Raw genomic sequence first — 15,308 nt, forward strand, 5'->3', positions numbered from 1 at the left:
CACTCAGCCAGGCAGTTCTGCCCGCGCACGCTCGGCAGCGCTGTGAAACACCTGGCGCACTTCCTCGGCCTTGACCTTGCTCACCGACCTGGCAGCCAGCAGCTCATCAACCACCTGGATGCACTGGCCCAAGGCGGTGTCCAGTTGCTCGGCGTCAGACGCGTCAGCGATATCACCCAGATAAGGAGCGATGAGGTACACGTAACGGTCCTGCAGCTTGAGCGCTGCCAGCGCGTCGAGGGCTTTCTGGAACCGATCGGCAGCGGCAGGGCTCATGCTCAATTTATCGAAATGAATCAGGCTCACACGATCAGTGGCCATTTTGACGAATCTCCGTTTCCTGGTACGGCCAGGCCCGCAAGCAGCAGCGCTTCTACGGTGCTCGGATGAGCGGGCCCGGGTAATGCCCATCAGGGTACCAGAACCCGAGGCAGAAAGGGCTATTGCCCCCAGAACTAAAAGTATTTGCCAAGTCGCGCAATGGACGCCCCAGGGCGTTATCGGGACAGGGGGCGCCTTTTCCCGCGCAGGATAATCGCGCCAGCATTCCACCCCGCCGAGGCCGTCATCGAACTCGGTAGCCCACACAACAACAAGCCTGTGCATGCAGGTAAGCCACAAAGGGGCCTCATCATTCATGGCAAAGGAACACATCACCGAAACGCTCGACCTCGGCGTGACGGACCCCTCGAAAACCGCAGAGGCCCGCCAGGACCGGCATTTCGAGGGCAAACTCGACGGCGTCGTGTTTGGTTTCACCAGCCTCCTGGCAATCGCGTTCGTGCTCTGGGGCTTCCTCAACCAGGCCAGCCTCGCCAGCAGCGCTTCCAGCGCGCAGTCCTGGGTCATTCTCAACTTCGGCTGGTTCTTCGTGCTCACATCCACCTTGTTCGTGGTGTTCGTGCTGTGGCTGGCCGCCAGCCGTTATGGCCGGGTGCCACTGGGGCGTGATGGCGAGCAGCCAGAATTCCGTACGGTGTCCTGGGTGGCCATGATGTTCAGCGCCGGCATGGGCATCGGCCTGATGTTCTTCGGCGTGGCCGAGCCGCTGTCGCACTATGTGTCGCCGCCGCCCGGCTCGGCCACCGGGCAGACAAGTGAAGCGATGCAGGTGGCCATGGCCACCACCTTGTTCCACTGGACCCTGCACCCTTGGGCCATGTACGCCATCGTCGGTCTGGTGATTGCCTATGGCACCTTCCGCCGTGGCCGCTCACAGCTGATTTCCGCGGCCTTCCGGCCGTTGATCGGCAAGCACGCCAACGGCCCGCTAGGGCGCATGATCGACATGATGGCTATTTTCGCCACGCTGTTCGGCTCGGCGGCCTCATTGGGCCTTGGGGCCCTGCAGATTGCCGGCGGCCTGGAGTACAACGGCTGGATCGAGAGCCCCGGCAAGCTGTTCTACATCTCGATCATCACCCTGCTGACCATTGCCTTCGTCACCTCGGCGGTGTCGGGCATCGGCAAGGGCATCCAGTGGTTGTCCAACACCAACATGGTGCTGGCGCTGGTGCTGGCAGTGTTCGTGTTCATTGTCGGCCCGACGTTGCTGATGCTCAACCTGCTGCCGACCTCGCTCGGCATCTACATCAAGATGCTGCCGGAAATGATGGCCCGTACCAACGCCAGCGGCGGTGAGCAGATGAACAGCTGGCTGGCCGGCTGGACCGTGTTCTACTGGGCTTGGTGGATTTCCTGGACACCGTTCGTGGGCATGTTCATCGCCCGCATCAGCCGCGGCCGCACTATCCGCCAGTTCGTTACGGGTGTACTGCTGGTGCCCAGCCTGGTGAGCCTGGTGTGGTTCACCATTTTTGGCGGTGCGGCCATCGATGCCGTGCGCGAAGGCGCATTCCAGCTGGCCAATGGCGCAGTCAACAGCAACCACGCGCTGTACCAGTTGCTGGACAGCTATCCGCTGGCTTCAGCGACCTCGGTGCTGGTAATGATCCTGGTGGGCATCTTCTTCGTTTCCGGTGCCGATGCCGCCTCGCTGGTGATGGGCACACTGTCGGAACACGGCACCACAGCGCCCTCGCGGCGCACGGTGATTTTCTGGGGCGCGCTGACCGGTACCGTGGCGGCGATCATGCTGGCGATTGGCGACCCACGGGCCCCCGGCGAGGCGCTGACGGGGTTGCAGAACCTGACCATCGTCGTGGCCCTGCCCTTTGTGGTGGTGATGGTGCTGCTGTGCCTGGCCCTGTACCGCGACCTGCGCAAAGACCCGATGATGCTGCGCCACCTGCGCGGTAACGAGCTGATCGAGAAGGCCGTGCTGTATGGCGCGGTGAAGCATGGCGAGGAGTTCTACATCGTGGTGCAGGAGAAGAAGGCCTCAGTGAAGGTCGCGGCAGAAGCCGAAGTGACCGGTAGCTGACCGGGCCGGCCTGTAAACCGGGGCTGCTGCGCGGTCCCAACGCTGCCAGCATGCGGAACTCCAAGGGTGTGAGCTCCAATGCCACGCCCCGGTAGCGCGCCTGGAATGCACGGGCACCCAGTTCCAGGCCCAGCAGGCGGTCGATCTCGTCCACGAAAGCAGCGGATGAATCGGTGCCGCCACCTGAGCTCAGGAACGGCGGCACGCCTCGATAAGCGATGTTTTCCAGGACAAAACGATAACCAGAGCGCATAGACCGGCATCACCCCTTCAATGCCGCCGCAATTTTTGCCACATCGATCTTGCCCATCTGCATCATGGTCTCGAACGCCCGTTTGGCTGCGGCGCGGTCGGGATGGCCGATGGCTTCGATCAGGATACGAGGGGTGATCTGCCAGGAAATCCCCCATTTGTCCTTGCACCAGCCGCAGACGCTGGCCTCCCCGCCATTACCGACAATGGCATCCCACAAGCGGTCGGTTTCGGCCTGGTCTTCGGTACTGACCTGGAACGAAAACGCCTCGCAATGCGTAAAGGCCTTGCCGCCATTGAGCCCCACGCAGGGTATGCCCATGACGGTGAATTCGACCGTGATGACATCGCCCTCCTTGCCCGAAGGATAGTCACTTGGCGCCTTGTGCAGGGCAATCACTTTACTGTCCGGGAATACGCTGGCGTAAAAGTTGGCAGCCTCCTCGGCATCGTTGTCGAACCAGAGGCAGACGGTGTTCTTGGCAGTCATGGTCTTGCTCCATGAAGGTGTCAACCTTTCATTCTAGCGCTAGCTCCGATAAAGCTCCTGCAACATCCTGCAGACATTTCCGATATCAGGTAGTGAACCTGCTTACAAAAAAACGGTCTTTCGCTGACGGTCAACTCACCGACCGGTTCATCGGCCCAGTCACCGGGCCTACTTTTGTCCTGTTTCAGCGAAGACCGAACATGCCCGATTTCCGCCCAACCGCTTCCGCCCTCCCTGCCCTGCGCGGCGGCCTGATTGCCGCTCTGGTGGCCCTCGCCGTACCGGCGTACGCCGAAGAGCCCGCCAGTGATGCACGCTGGGTCAGCGACAGCCTGAGCACCTACGTGCGTAGTGGCCCGACCGATGGGCACCGCATCGTCGGCACCCTCAAATCCGGGCAGAAGCTGACCCTGATCGGCAGCCAGGGCAACTACAGCCAGGTGCGCGGGCAGAACGGCGATGTGGTGTGGATCCTCAGCAACGACCTGCAGGCCGTGCCGGGGCAGAACGAGCGCCTGCCGCAGCTCGATGCCCAGGTCGCGGAACTGACCGGGCAGTTGAAGACCATCGACGACAGCTGGAAAAGCCGCGTGCAGGGCATGCAGGAAACCCTGGATTCACGCAAGAAGCTGAACGACGAACTGGAGGCGCGCAACAAGGCACTGAGCGAGCAGCTTGACCAGAGCCAGTCGGACCTGCGCGATACCCAGGCACGCCTGGGTGACGAGAACAAACAGGTGATGATGCGCTACATGGTGTATGGCGGCAGCATTGCCGGGGCGGGGTTGCTGGCGGGGTTGATCCTGCCGGCGCTGACCCGGGGGCGGAAGAAGAACGATCGCTGGTTCTGACAGTGGGGCCATCCTGCACTGGCTTCTTCGCGGGCTCGCCCGCTCCCACAGGATTTTCAACAGGTTCGAGGCCGGTGATGTACCTGTAGGAGCGGGTTTACCCGCGATGAGGCCCGCGAAGGCTTATTTGCTACGTGCCTTGTTGTAGATGGTCTTGGCCTGGTCCGCCGAGGCCTGGCACTGGGTATAGTCACCCTTGCTCTGAGCATCCTTGGCATTTTGCATGTGGACTTTGAAATCATGGGCCATGCCGCTGTGCATCGCTTGGCCACTGGCCTTGTGGAAATCCTCAAGCTCCTTGACCTTGGCTGCACAGTTGCTCGCCGGGTCGGCATGGGCGGCAAAACTCAACACAGAAGCAATCACCAGCAGTACGATGGATTTCATGGAGTGTTCTCCTGGGAAACCGGAAGGGTCATCGAGATGACATTGGCTCGACGCAGCAAACAGCATAGTCGGGCTTACGCCCCGGCGCTTCGGCTCAGCCCTGGGGCCGTGCACCTTCGGCAAACAGAAAATCAATGAACACCCGGACCCGCAACGGCATGTGCGGGCCGTGCGGGTAGATCAACATGAACGGCCGTGTCGTCCCGCCAAACTCAGCAAGCACCTCCACCAACTCGCCGCTGGCCAATGCGTCCTGCACGGTAAAGCGGTAAGCCTGCATCAAGCCGCCGCCATGGCGTACCAGCGTTGCCGTGGCAAGGAAGTCGCCCAGGCAGGTGAATGCGCCTTGGGTTTCGATCTCGATGTGGCGGCCATCCTGGCGAAAACTCCCGATAACTGGGGAGTGGGTGGCGAGACGGTGACCGTGGTGCGGGCACGAGAGCGAGGGTAAAGCCGGTAATCGCTACTGCCGCAACCGCTCCAATGCCTGCAACACATACGCCGTTGCCCGCTCAACCTGGCCTTCCCGGCAAGCGATACCCAACTGCCTCCACAACCCAGGCCGCAGTGGCCGACGTGCAATACGCCGGTCCAGCTCGGCCGCCTCGCCCTCCTGCGGCAATAACGTCGCCCCGTACCCGGCGCCGACCAGGCTCTTGATCGCATCGTTGTAATTCAGCTCGATCCGAGGCTCTGGGTACAACCCCGCTGCCGCAAACCACTCCCCTGTCACTCGCGAGAGCTGGGTGCTGCTGTCATTGAGGATCAACGCCCTTTGCGCCAGCCAGGCCGGGGTAACCCTGGCCGGTGGCTGCCAGTCGACCGGCACGTAGGCCAGGATCGGATCGCGCCGCCAGGGCGTCACTGTCAGCCCTTTGCCAGCGACTTGAGGCAAGGCCACAAGGCCGATATCCAGCGCGCCTTCACGCAAACGCGCCAGCGATGCCTGGGACGTCAGCACCTGGACCTGCACGTCGATCCCCGGGTGCTCCACGCGCAGGTGCTCCAGCGCCTGTGGCAACAAGTGAGCGATGGCACCGGTGGAGGCGCCCAGGCGTACCCGACCGGTCAGCCCCTCGACCTGTCGGCGTACTTCGTCCAGCGCCAGGTCAGCGTCGGCCAGCAAGCGCCGGGCGCGGGCCAGCAGTGTTTCGCCAATGGCAGTAGGACGCACCTGCCCGCGGGCACGGCTAAGTAACGGGGCACCGATACGTGACTCCAGTTCAGCCACATGCAGGCTGATGGTGGGCGGTGCCAGGTTGAGCTGGCGAGCGGCCTCGGCGAAGGAGCCCAGGTCGCTGATGACCACCAGCGTGCGCAGGCGGTCGAGGCTGATTTCACGCATGGTCTGTGCTGGCCTTTTCATTCATGAAACATGAACATCAGCATCATGATATTCAAATTTCCATTAACTCAGCCACAGGCGAGCATAGGTCATCCCAACCCTACCGGACCCTGACCATGCACACCCCTGTTGTTTTCATCGACGGCGACCAAGGCACCACCGGCCTGCAGATCCATGCACGCCTGCAAGGCCGCAGCGACCTGCGCCTGCTCACCCTCCCCGAAGCCGAACGCAAAAACCCGCAACGCCGCCGCGAGGCCATCAACAGCGCTGACATCGCCCTGTTGTGCCTGCCCGACGACGCCGCCCGTGAGGCCGTGGCGGCGATCGATAACCCGCAGGTGCGGGTGATCGACGCCAGCTCGGCGCATCGCACCACACCGGGCTGGGTCTATGGCCTGCCAGAACTCGACGAGCAGCAAGCCGAGCGCATCGCCCTAAGCAAACGCGTCAGCAACCCAGGCTGTTACCCTACTGGCGCCATTGCCCTGCTGCGCCCGCTGGTCAAGGCCGGGTTATTACCCGCCGACTACCCGCTGGGCATCCATGCCATTTCCGGCTACTCCGGCGGTGGCCGTGCGGCGGTCCAGCGCCACGAACACCCCAGTACCGAAAAGGCACCGACCCTGCAACTGTATGGGCTGGAACTGGCACACAAGCACGTACCCGAAATTCAGCTGCACGCCGGGCTGTCGGCACGGCCGGTGTTCATGCCCGGCTATGGGGCCTACCGCCAGGGCATCGTGTTGAGCATCCCGCTGCAACTGCGCCTGCTACCCGGCCAGGTCAGCGCCGATCAGCTGCAGGCCTGCCTGGAGCAGCACTACCAGGGGGCCCGCCACGTGCAGGTGATGCCGCTGCACCAACAAGGCGTAGCAGCCAACCTTGACCCCGAAGCATTGAACGACAGCAACGACCTGCGCCTGGCACTGTACGCCAACCCCGAACATGGGCAGGTGTTGCTCACTGCGGTGTTCGATAACCTGGGCAAAGGTGCCTCGGGTGCTGCGGTGCAAAACCTCGACCTGATGCTCGGTGCACTACAGGCACAAGGCTGATGGGGCAAAACCGGTTAAACTGTACAACCCGCGCCTACGTGGCGTGGGCTGTATTCCTACCCGCCGGAGCCTGCCCCCCGATGTTCATCCTGAGCCGCCTCGACAGCGTGCCGCCCGAATCTTTCCAGAACCAGATCCGCGAACTGGTGATCCACAATGTCGGTGAATTGAGCAGTGTTGCCATCACCGCCGACAACCCGCTGTACCCGCTGTACCAGTACGGCGTTGGTATGGAAGTGCACCAGTACCTGCAAGCGCTGGACGGCACCCGCGGCCTGGCCGTGGCGCTGACCCTGGCGCTGGATGCCGAAGCGCCGGACCAGTTGCTGGGCTTTGCCCTGTCGCTGCCGGCCAAGGATGATGACCAGTCATGTGCGCTTGCATTCCTGGCCGTAAACGCCAGCCATCGCCGCCAGGGCATCGCACGAGCCTTGCTGGGCGACCTGCAGGCGCGCCATGCCTGTGTGGAACTGAATGCCTTTGCCAATCAGGTGCCTTGGTTCGAGGCGATGGGCATGCAAGTTGTAGCCGCCAATGGGCCGCAGGTACTGATGAGCAGTACCGGGCAGGCCAGTGGCGCGCTGATCGGGCGGTTGGACATTGCGCCGATTTATCAGACGGCAGAAGTGCTGCAGATTCATACCTACCTGCTTAACCAACAGGGTGAGGATGCGATGATCGAAGCCGAACAGATGCGGGACGAGCGGCTGGATGAATTGACCGTTCAAGCCCAAGAATGTGTGCGACAGCGCAAGACTGTGCATTGATCCCAGGGCCTCTTCGCGGGTTTACCCGCGAAAAGGCCCCACTGGCCCCTCAGTCATGCACCCATCGCCGATGCAGCCCTCGCGCCAAGGCATCCAGCACAAACCCCAGCACACCAATCAGCAGCACCATCGCCATCAGCTCGGAATACGCCAGCCGGTCGCGGGTATCGAGAATGAAATACCCCAACCCCGCACTCACCCCGAGCATTTCGCACGGCACCAGCACGATCCACAAAATGCCAATGGCCAGCCGCACACCGGTCAGCACGTGGCCAATCACCCCCGGCACGATCACCTTGCACAACGTCTCCCAACGCGTGGCACTCAGGCTGCGGCTCAGTTGCAACCAGCGTGGGTCCAGCTGCCTGACCCCGGCCGCCGTGTTCAGCAAAATCGGCCACAACGCGGCGAACGCCAGCAAGAAGTAGATAGGCTGGTCGCCCACCCCCATCAGCATCACCACCACCGGCATCCACGACAGCGGCGAGATCATGCGCAGGAACTGGAACGCCGGGGTGGTTGCCGCCTCCAGGTGCCGGTAACTGCCGACCAGCAAACCCAGCGGCACGCCGATGAGCAGTGCCAGCAACAGCCCGACCAGGATGCGCTTGAGGCTGACCCAGATATGCCCGTAGACCTCACCCTGCCCCAGCAACTCGAACAGGCTGGCCAAGGTTGCCGCCGGAGAAAAGCGCGCCGACAGGCCGTCGGCCTGGCCGAACAAGGCAACACCGGCCCACCACAGCAGCAACAAACCCAGCAACCCGGCCAGGCCAAGGCCGGCATGTACGACATGCGTGCGCATCAGACCGCAAACTCCTCGCTACGCTCGAAGTTGTCGGCAATGCCGAACACCGACGGGCCACCCACCGCAGCGATGGCATTGCGCACGAATCGGTCGTCGACCAGGTCGCGGGCCGTCTGCGCCGGATCAAGCCCGGCAAGAAACGCATTGTCGCCTTCGATCAGGGTGGTTTTCAGGCGTTTGACAAGTTCCTCGGTGTAACTGGGGAACGGATACGGCTGGAAGTCGATGCGCTTTTCGTCCCACTGCTGATGCCGAATGGCACCACTGGCAATGTAGCCGGCACGGTCCTCGGCGGCCGGGGCCAGCACCTTGGTCAGCACGGCAGGCTCATGCGGGGTGTACTTGTTGGGGCCGGCCTTGGACAGCAAGGCAGCGGCTTCAGCGCGGTGGTCGCGGGTCCAGTGCTGGGCCTTGACGATGGCGTTGACCACCTTCTGCGACCACTCCGGGCGGTTGTTCAGATCATGCTCATGCATGAACACCACGCAGCACGCGTGGTTACGCCACACATCGCCAGTAAAACGCTGCACGCGGCCAACCTTGAGGTTTTCGGCCAGGGCGTTGAACGGCTCAGCGACGATGTAGCCGGCAATGCGCTTGCTGGCCAAAGCGGGCGGCATGTCGGAGGGCGGCAGCACCAGCAGGTTGACTTCGTTGGCAGCCAACTGAGCGTTGGCCGGCTTCGACACTGGCGTCAGGCCGTTGTCGTTGAGCATTTGCTGCAGCACCACGTTATGGATCGAGTACCAGAACGGGATGGCCACGGTCTTGCCACCGAGCTGTTTCATGTCGGTGATGTCCGGAGCCACGGTCAGGCCCGAACCGCCCACGTGGTTCCACGCCACGACCTTGGCCGGCACCTTGCTGCCGTAACGCGCCCACACCGTCATCGGCGACAGCAAGTGGATGACGTTGACCTGGCCGGAAATGAACGCCTCGATCACCTGTGCCCAACTGCGCAACAGCACCGGGCGCTCGGCCTTGATGCCTTCGGCCTCGAACAGGCCATTGTTGTGCGCCACCAGCAACGGCGTGGCATCGGTGATCGGCAGGTAGCCGATGCGCACCGGCGCGTCCGGCTCGGCGGCAGCGCGCGCCTGCAGGCTCGACAGCAATGGCAGTGCACCCGCCGCCGTAAGCATGGCGCCAAGCTTGAGGAAATCGCGACGCGAAGAAGAGGAACAGCAGTCATCCATGCACATGGACAGCCTCCGAGGGCAACGGGGTTGGGGTAGGTTCTACGGTGCGGCTTGCCCGCCGAAGGGTTTTGAGGATTTCGATACGCAAGGCACCCAGTTCTTCAACCCGCTGCGCGCGTGGTTGCGGCAGGTCGATGTGCCATTGGCCGAGGATGTGCGCTGGGTGGTTGCCCAGTAGCAGAACCCGGTCGGACAACAGCAGGGCTTCGTCGATATCGTGGGTGATCAGCACCGCCGCCGTGTTGTGGGTGGCGATCAGTTGCAGCAGCAGTTGCTGCATGTCGGCCCGGGTCACTTCATCCAACGCGCCGAACGGTTCGTCCAGCAACAGCACTTCGGGCTGGCGGGCCAGGCAACGGGCCAGCGCCGTGCGCTGGGCCATGCCGCCGGACAACTGCGCCGGGTACTGGCCACGGGCGTGGGCCAGGCCCACGGCGGCAATCGCATGGTCGATACGTGCGCGCCGCTCGGCAGCATCCAGCTTGGGCTGGCGGGCGAAGTCCAGGCCAAAGGCGACGTTCTTCTCCAGGCTCAGCCAGGGCAGCAGGCTCGGGTCCTGGAAGGCCACCGCCAGCCGTGGGTGCGGCCCTTGCAAGGGTTGGCCGTGCAACGTCACGCTGCCGCCGCGGGGCTGCTGCAGCCCCGCCAGCACCCGCAGCAGGCTGGACTTGCCGACGCCACTGGGGCCAAGAATGCTCACCACTTCGCCCGGTGCCAATTGCAAGTCAAACTGCGCCAGCACTTGCTGCCAGCCACCCTCACGCGGGTAGCCCAGGCTGACATCGCGAGCTTCGAGCAACACGTGGCTCATGCGGCGCCCGCCTGGCGTTGCAGTTCGGCGCGCAATTGCACCAGGCTGGGGGTGACGATCGGCACGAAGGCCGACTCGCGCCAGCGGCGGGCAAAGCCTTCGCCATATTCGCTGAGGTAGGCCTTGCCACCGCTGGCCTGCAACTCCAGTTGCACGGCATCGGCGGCACTTTCAGCCAGGGTGATGCGCAACTTGAACAAAGCCGCTGGCTGCTGCTGGAAGCGGCCATCGAGCAACCCCTGCTTGAGCTCGCTCACGGTGTTTTCCAGGCGCTCGCTGAGTACCTGACGGGCTTCATCGAGGAACGAGGCACGTCCATGCAGATGCCCCTGCACCTCTTCCAGCGCCCGTCGCGCCAAGCCGATGGCCATCCCGCATTGCAATGCCAGGAAAGCCGGGCGTACCCGCGGCAGGAACTCGCGGGCGTTCTCGTGCAGCAACCAGTCACGCGCCAGCGGCACCTGGTGGAAAGCCAGCGCCGCCGTGTTGCTCGATTGCAGGCCCATCAGTTGCAAGTCATCGGAGCGTGTCAGGCCCTGGGCCTCGGAAGGAATGGCCAGCACGAACGGCGTACCGCCGGCTTCGTCTTCGATGGCCGCCGCCACCACGAAACCGCTCTTGCGCAGGTTGGTCACCCAGTGCAAACGCCCTTCCAGGTGCCAGCCATCAGCTACCGGCCGGCCACGCACCTGCAGCGCTTCGATGCCGGACAGGAACTTCATGGCGTTGGACAGCCCGGTGGCACCCGCCAGTTCGCCCGTCAACAGGCGCGGCAGCAAGCGCTCGCGCAATGGCTGGTTGGGGCTGTGTAACAGGTATTCAATGAAGGCACGCTGGCCCCAGCAGACAAAGGCTGAAGCCAACGAACGGCTGGCAATCGCGGCGATGGCCTCGACGGCGTCGGTCACTTGCCCGCCCGTGCCACCCAAGGCCGGGTCGACACCAATGCGCAGTAGCTGTGATTCGGCGATCTGTGCCAGCACCTGTTGCGGTTCGCACAGGCCCCGGTCGATGGCCTCGGCATTGGCATCCAGCCAGTGACGAAATGCGCAATCTTGCATGGTCTTGCTCCTTTGGGAACGCCGGGGCCGCCTTGCGGCCCATTCGCGGCACAAGGCCGCTTCTTACAACGACCGCATCAAGGCCGCTATCACGGGAGGGTTACGCAGAAGGCTGCCAACGGTATTTGCCAAGCTCTTCATTGAGCGGCGTCTGGGCGAAAACATTAGCAAAGTTGCACAGGGTTGCGAGGCTCACGCCCAGAATCACCTCCAGTGCGTTGCCTTCACTGAAGCCGGCTGCGCGGAAGGCCTGGTAGGTGGCCTCGCTGACATTGCCACGGGTGGCGATCACTTCGCGGGCAAACGCTGCCAGGGTTTCGTAACGGGCGTCGGGCAGTTCGCCCCGGGCACGCAGGGCATCGACCACTTCCTGCGGCAGCTTGGCCTTGTTCAGTGCCACAGCAGTGTGGCCGGCCACACAGAAGTCGCAGCCATGCTGGGTAGCGGCAATCAGTTGCACCACTTCACGCTCGGCCAGGCTCAGCTCGGACTTGCCGTTGAGCGCCGAAACGGTCACGTAGGTTTCCAGCGCCGCCGGGGCGTTGGCCAGCACACCCAGCAGGTTAGGGATGAAGCCTGAGTTTTTCTGGGCATTCTCGAGGAATGGACGGGCCGCTTCCGGGGCGCTTTGCAGGGTGTGTAAAGTAATGCGGGAGGACATGGAGTGGTCTCCTTTGATGGGGGTCACTACAGTCTGTTGGTTATAAGAATTACCCTCCATATTCATCAGTCGCCTTTCCTTGCTCCTGAGTGTTTGTATTAGATGATTTCGTCCAGCCACCTTGTCGATTGGTTATTAGAGGGCCTGGAGCTCGATGCCAGCCTGTTTCATGTCGGGCGCTACTGTGGTGGCTGGCACGCCAGCACCCAAGGCATGGGCCGAGCCAGCTTCCATCTGGTGGTGCAAGGGCATTGCTGGCTGCACATCGACGGCGAGGCGCGACCGGTGCGCCTGGAAAAGGGCGATGCAGTATTCCTGTTACGCGACCTTGCCTATCGCTTGTCCAGCGACCAGGACCCGGCCGATGCCTGTGCCCAGCCGCGCCAGGCCATGCAGGCGCTGGACAGTGAGGCCAGTGACGGCGTAGGGCTGGTCTGCGGCTTCTTCCACTTTCAGTCCGGCCTGTCTTCGCTGATTGTCGAAGGCCTGGCTGACTGGATCTTGCTGCGCGCCGAAGACCCCGCTGGCAGTGCGGCGCGGGCGCTGTTCGAGCTGATTCTGGAAGAATGCCGGCGAGCCGCTGGGCCGTCACAGGCGTTGCTGGAGCGGCTGACGCACCTGTTGTTCCTCTACGTGCTGCGCCAGCAGGTAATTGCCGGGCAGTCACTGGGCGGGCTGGTCGCCCTCGCCCGCCAGCCGGCGTTTGCCGGTTTGCTGGAGCAATTGATCGAGCAACCGGGGCAGGCCTGGACACTGGAACGCATGGCTGCCTGCACCGGCTTGTCACGCTCGGCGTTTTTCAAGCGTTTCAATGAGCTGGCCGGGCAATCGCCGGGGCAGGTGCTGCTGGCTCTGCGTATGCGCCATGCCAGCCAGTTGCTGCGGGCGGGGAATACCGTGGAGCAGGTGGGGGCGCAGGTGGGGTACCAGTCGGTGGCGGCGTTTACCCGGGCGTTTGCCAAGGCGGTGGGGGTGCAGCCGGGGGCATTTCGGCGCCAACATGAGGGGCGCTGAAAGCGTTACGCCTGTACAGGCACCACATTCAGACCTGGCTGACCGGTATATCCCCGCCACCTTTGCCTTCGCGCCGCTCACCCATCCAGCTACTCACCTGCTGCCCGAACTCGGCCGGCGCCTTGCGCCCGAACCGCCGGGCCAGGTCAAGAATGGTCTGCTGCGCCAGCGCTTCCTCCATGCGCTTCTGCGCCCCCAGCATCACCGCATGGATCGCACAGGTACCCTCGGTCGCCCAGCCAGGTGGCGAACCGTCAAACAGGCTGCAACGCTCACGCACCTCGCGGCAGTCGAAAATCTTCTTCGGCCCGTCGATGGCATTGACGATATCCAGCACCGTGATTTCGTCCGACGGCCGCGCCAGGCGAAAACCGCCGCGAACACCCTCGGTGGCCGCGACCAACCCGGCACGGGCCAGTTTGGTGAAAACTTTGGCCAGATACTCCTGAGGCACCCCCTGCAACTCTGCCAGGTCACGCACGCTGGACTCGCGCGAATCACCACGTTCGTCCACCAGGAACAGCAGGCAATGGATGCCGTATTCGACGCCAGCACTGTAGAGCGACATATCAATCTCCGACCAATCTTGTCGCAAATAATACGCCGATCGCATTGGATGGGCAAAGCAGACAGTGGCCGCCTTTCGGTTCACCCCATCCCTCTGAACCATTAAACACGGACAGTTGCTCCCTTTTTGGGCGTCACGAGGCACCGGCGTGTTCGAAAAAAGACTTGCAGGGAATAACTACGACAAATACAGTCGTAGTTATTCGAACGACACTCACCCGTCCTCGAAGCCCTCTTCGAACCTTGCGGAGCCCTTACATGAAAACGAACATCCTCATCATCGGTGCCGGCTTTGCCGGTGTCTGGAGCGCCCTGAGCGCCGCTCGCCTGCTCGACCAGGCCCAACGCGACGACCTGAGCATCAGCGTGCTCGCCCCGCAAGCAGAACTGCGTATCCGTCCGCGCTTCTATGAAGCCAACGCGCATACCTTGAAGGCCCCCGTGGGTGAGTTGTTCGAAGTCGTTGGCGTGCGCTTCATCACTGGCAACGCCGAGGCCATCGATGCAGATGCACGCAGCGTCAGCTACATCGACAGCCACGGCCAGCGCCAGCAGATCGCCTACGACCGCCTGATCCTCGCCGCCGGCAGCCAGGTAGCGCGCCCGGCAGTCCCGGGCCTGGCCGAGCACACGTTCGATGTCGACCAGATGGAATCGGCTGTTCGCCTGGAGCAGCACCTTACGGGCCTGGTGGCCCTGCCAGCTTCGCCTGCCCGCAACACCGTGGTGGTCTGTGGCGGTGGTTTCACCGGTATCGAAACCGCGACCGAAATGCCCGCCCGACTGCGTGCCGTCCTGGGTGACGATGTCAGAGTACTGCTGGTTGACCGTGGCGCCAGTATTGGCGCGGCCCTGGGCGAAGGCATCAAACCGTCGATCGTCGCCGCGTCGCAGCAGGCTGGCGTCGAATGGCTGACCAATACCTCGGTGGTGGCTGTGGATGCAGGCGGCGTCACCCTCGACAACGGCGAGTACATCGCCAGCAGCACCGTAATCTGGACCGTCGGTGTCAACGCCAGCCCGCTGACCGCACAGGTTGCCGGGGAGCGTGACAACTTCGGCCGGCTGAAGGTCGATGACCACCTTAAAGTGGTGGGCCAGCAGCACATCTACGCCACCGGTGATACCGCCTGGGCCGCCGTCGATGAAGTCGGCAACCACGCCCTGATGACTTGCCAGCACGCCATTCCCATGGGTCGCCACAGCGGCAACAACGCCATGGCTGATCTGCTTGGGGTGGCACCGGTGGTATACCGCCAACCGAAGTACGTCACCTGCCTTGACTTGGGTGAATGGGGCGCGGCGTACAGCGAAGGCTGGGAGCGCGAACTGAAGCTGCAAGGCCAGGAAGGCAAGGACCTCAAGCGCCAGATCAACTCGGTATGGATCTACCCGCCAGCGGCTGATCGTGCCGTGGCCTTGGCTGCTGCCGACCCGATGATTGCGATCGTTTGACAGCAAGATCCTGACAAAACCGTCAATAAACGACGGTTTTGTCAATTATGTAGTTACATTGTTGGACTGTCCAATAATGATGGCCATATGGCATCATTTAAACCAAAAAAGTATTCAAGAGGGTGAGGTAACACTACTAATCCGCAGCGCCTCAAGAGCCTGGCGCCATACCGGTGACCCGGCTTTACGACCAAGCTCC

At 62.9% G+C, this 15,308-nt stretch carries 16 protein-coding genes and 1 pseudogene; 6 read left to right on the forward strand and 11 right to left on the reverse strand.

Annotation, left to right across the window (positions count from 1 at the left end; all coding sequences use genetic code 11):
* Positions 1–3 precede the first annotated feature (3 nt).
* Positions 4–321, reverse strand: coding sequence for a hypothetical protein (locus tag B9A31_RS15945; RefSeq protein ID WP_019096412.1), 318 nt, complete (start codon positions 319–321; stop codon positions 4–6).
* A 316-nt stretch (positions 322–637) separates the two neighbouring features.
* On the opposite strand from B9A31_RS15945, the gene B9A31_RS15950 reads away from it, so the two are divergent.
* Positions 638–2,383, forward strand: coding sequence for a BCCT family transporter (locus B9A31_RS15950; RefSeq protein ID WP_019096413.1), 1,746 nt, complete (start codon positions 638–640; stop codon positions 2,381–2,383).
* 262 nt (positions 2,384–2,645) lie between these two features.
* Here the strand turns inward: B9A31_RS15950 and B9A31_RS15955 are convergent, their stop codons facing one another.
* Positions 2,646–3,125 (reverse strand): VOC family protein, encoded by a 480-nt coding sequence (locus B9A31_RS15955; protein ID WP_027609056.1) that lies wholly within the window; start codon positions 3,123–3,125, stop codon positions 2,646–2,648.
* A 200-nt stretch (positions 3,126–3,325) separates the two neighbouring features.
* On the opposite strand from B9A31_RS15955, the gene B9A31_RS15960 reads away from it, so the two are divergent.
* On the forward strand, positions 3,326–3,976 hold the full coding sequence (locus B9A31_RS15960; protein ID WP_027609057.1) for a TIGR04211 family SH3 domain-containing protein: 651 nt from the start codon (positions 3,326–3,328) through the stop codon (positions 3,974–3,976).
* A 123-nt stretch (positions 3,977–4,099) separates the two neighbouring features.
* On the opposite strand, the gene B9A31_RS15965 is transcribed toward B9A31_RS15960, so the two are convergent.
* The 3 genes and pseudogenes from B9A31_RS15965 to B9A31_RS15975 all read right to left on the reverse strand — a co-directional run bounded on the left by B9A31_RS15965 (position 4,100) and on the right by B9A31_RS15975 (position 5,708).
* The gene (locus B9A31_RS15965) at positions 4,100–4,363 is read right to left on the reverse strand and encodes a hypothetical protein (protein ID WP_084297140.1); all 264 of its coding nucleotides are present in this window, start codon (positions 4,361–4,363) and stop codon (positions 4,100–4,102) included.
* A gap of 94 nt (positions 4,364–4,457) precedes the next feature.
* A pseudogene (locus B9A31_RS15970) lies at positions 4,458–4,751 on the reverse strand (LysR substrate-binding domain-containing protein); the annotation flags it as partial.
* A gap of 75 nt (positions 4,752–4,826) precedes the next feature.
* Positions 4,827–5,708: a LysR family transcriptional regulator gene (locus B9A31_RS15975; protein WP_016715723.1), complete on the reverse strand. Its 882-nt coding sequence runs from the start codon at positions 5,706–5,708 to the stop codon at positions 4,827–4,829.
* Positions 5,709–5,824: 116 nt separating this feature from the next.
* On the opposite strand from B9A31_RS15975, the gene argC reads away from it, so the two are divergent.
* Positions 5,825–6,766, forward strand: coding sequence for an N-acetyl-gamma-glutamyl-phosphate reductase (gene argC, locus B9A31_RS15980; protein ID WP_027609058.1), 942 nt, complete (start codon positions 5,825–5,827; stop codon positions 6,764–6,766).
* 80 nt (positions 6,767–6,846) lie between these two features.
* A complete protein-coding gene (locus B9A31_RS15985; RefSeq protein WP_016715721.1) occupies positions 6,847–7,533 on the forward strand; it encodes a GNAT family N-acetyltransferase in 687 nt (228 codons plus the stop codon).
* 49 nt (positions 7,534–7,582) lie between these two features.
* On the opposite strand, the gene B9A31_RS15990 is transcribed toward B9A31_RS15985, so the two are convergent.
* The 5 genes from B9A31_RS15990 to B9A31_RS16010 form a co-directional block, all read right to left on the reverse strand.
* Positions 7,583–8,338, reverse strand: coding sequence for an ABC transporter permease (locus B9A31_RS15990; RefSeq protein WP_027609059.1), 756 nt, complete (start codon positions 8,336–8,338; stop codon positions 7,583–7,585).
* Positions 8,338–9,543 (reverse strand): ABC transporter substrate-binding protein, encoded by a 1,206-nt coding sequence (locus tag B9A31_RS15995; protein WP_019096625.1) that lies wholly within the window; start codon positions 9,541–9,543, stop codon positions 8,338–8,340. Before B9A31_RS15995 ends, B9A31_RS15990 begins: the two co-directional genes overlap by 1 nt.
* Positions 9,530–10,351 carry an ABC transporter ATP-binding protein gene (locus B9A31_RS16000; protein ID WP_025754489.1) on the reverse strand — a complete coding sequence of 274 codons (822 nt, stop codon included), beginning with the start codon at positions 10,349–10,351 and terminating at the stop codon, positions 9,530–9,532. Before B9A31_RS16000 ends, B9A31_RS15995 begins: the two co-directional genes overlap by 14 nt.
* Positions 10,348–11,412: an acyl-CoA dehydrogenase family protein gene (locus B9A31_RS16005; RefSeq protein ID WP_019097847.1), complete on the reverse strand. Its 1,065-nt coding sequence runs from the start codon at positions 11,410–11,412 to the stop codon at positions 10,348–10,350. Before B9A31_RS16005 ends, B9A31_RS16000 begins: the two co-directional genes overlap by 4 nt.
* Before the next feature lie 100 nt (positions 11,413–11,512).
* A complete protein-coding gene (locus B9A31_RS16010) occupies positions 11,513–12,073 on the reverse strand; it encodes a carboxymuconolactone decarboxylase family protein (protein ID WP_025754491.1) in 561 nt (186 codons plus the stop codon).
* A 102-nt stretch (positions 12,074–12,175) separates the two neighbouring features.
* On the opposite strand from B9A31_RS16010, the gene B9A31_RS16015 reads away from it, so the two are divergent.
* A complete protein-coding gene (locus tag B9A31_RS16015) occupies positions 12,176–13,087 on the forward strand; it encodes an AraC family transcriptional regulator (RefSeq protein ID WP_084297141.1) in 912 nt (303 codons plus the stop codon).
* 28 nt (positions 13,088–13,115) lie between these two features.
* Here B9A31_RS16015 and B9A31_RS16020 read toward each other — a convergent pair whose 3' ends face one another.
* Positions 13,116–13,655, reverse strand: coding sequence for an RrF2 family transcriptional regulator (locus tag B9A31_RS16020; RefSeq protein ID WP_019097848.1), 540 nt, complete (start codon positions 13,653–13,655; stop codon positions 13,116–13,118).
* Positions 13,656–13,912: 257 nt separating this feature from the next.
* Here B9A31_RS16020 and B9A31_RS16025 point away from each other — a divergent pair, with 257 nt between their 5' ends.
* On the forward strand, positions 13,913–15,109 hold the full coding sequence (locus B9A31_RS16025) for an NAD(P)/FAD-dependent oxidoreductase (protein WP_019097849.1): 1,197 nt from the start codon (positions 13,913–13,915) through the stop codon (positions 15,107–15,109).
* Positions 15,110–15,308: the final 199 nt, after the last annotated feature.

The organism is Pseudomonas sp. URIL14HWK12:I5 (assembly GCF_900176445.1).
In the GTDB taxonomy this organism is placed as follows: domain Bacteria; phylum Pseudomonadota; class Gammaproteobacteria; order Pseudomonadales; family Pseudomonadaceae; genus Aquipseudomonas; species Aquipseudomonas monteilii.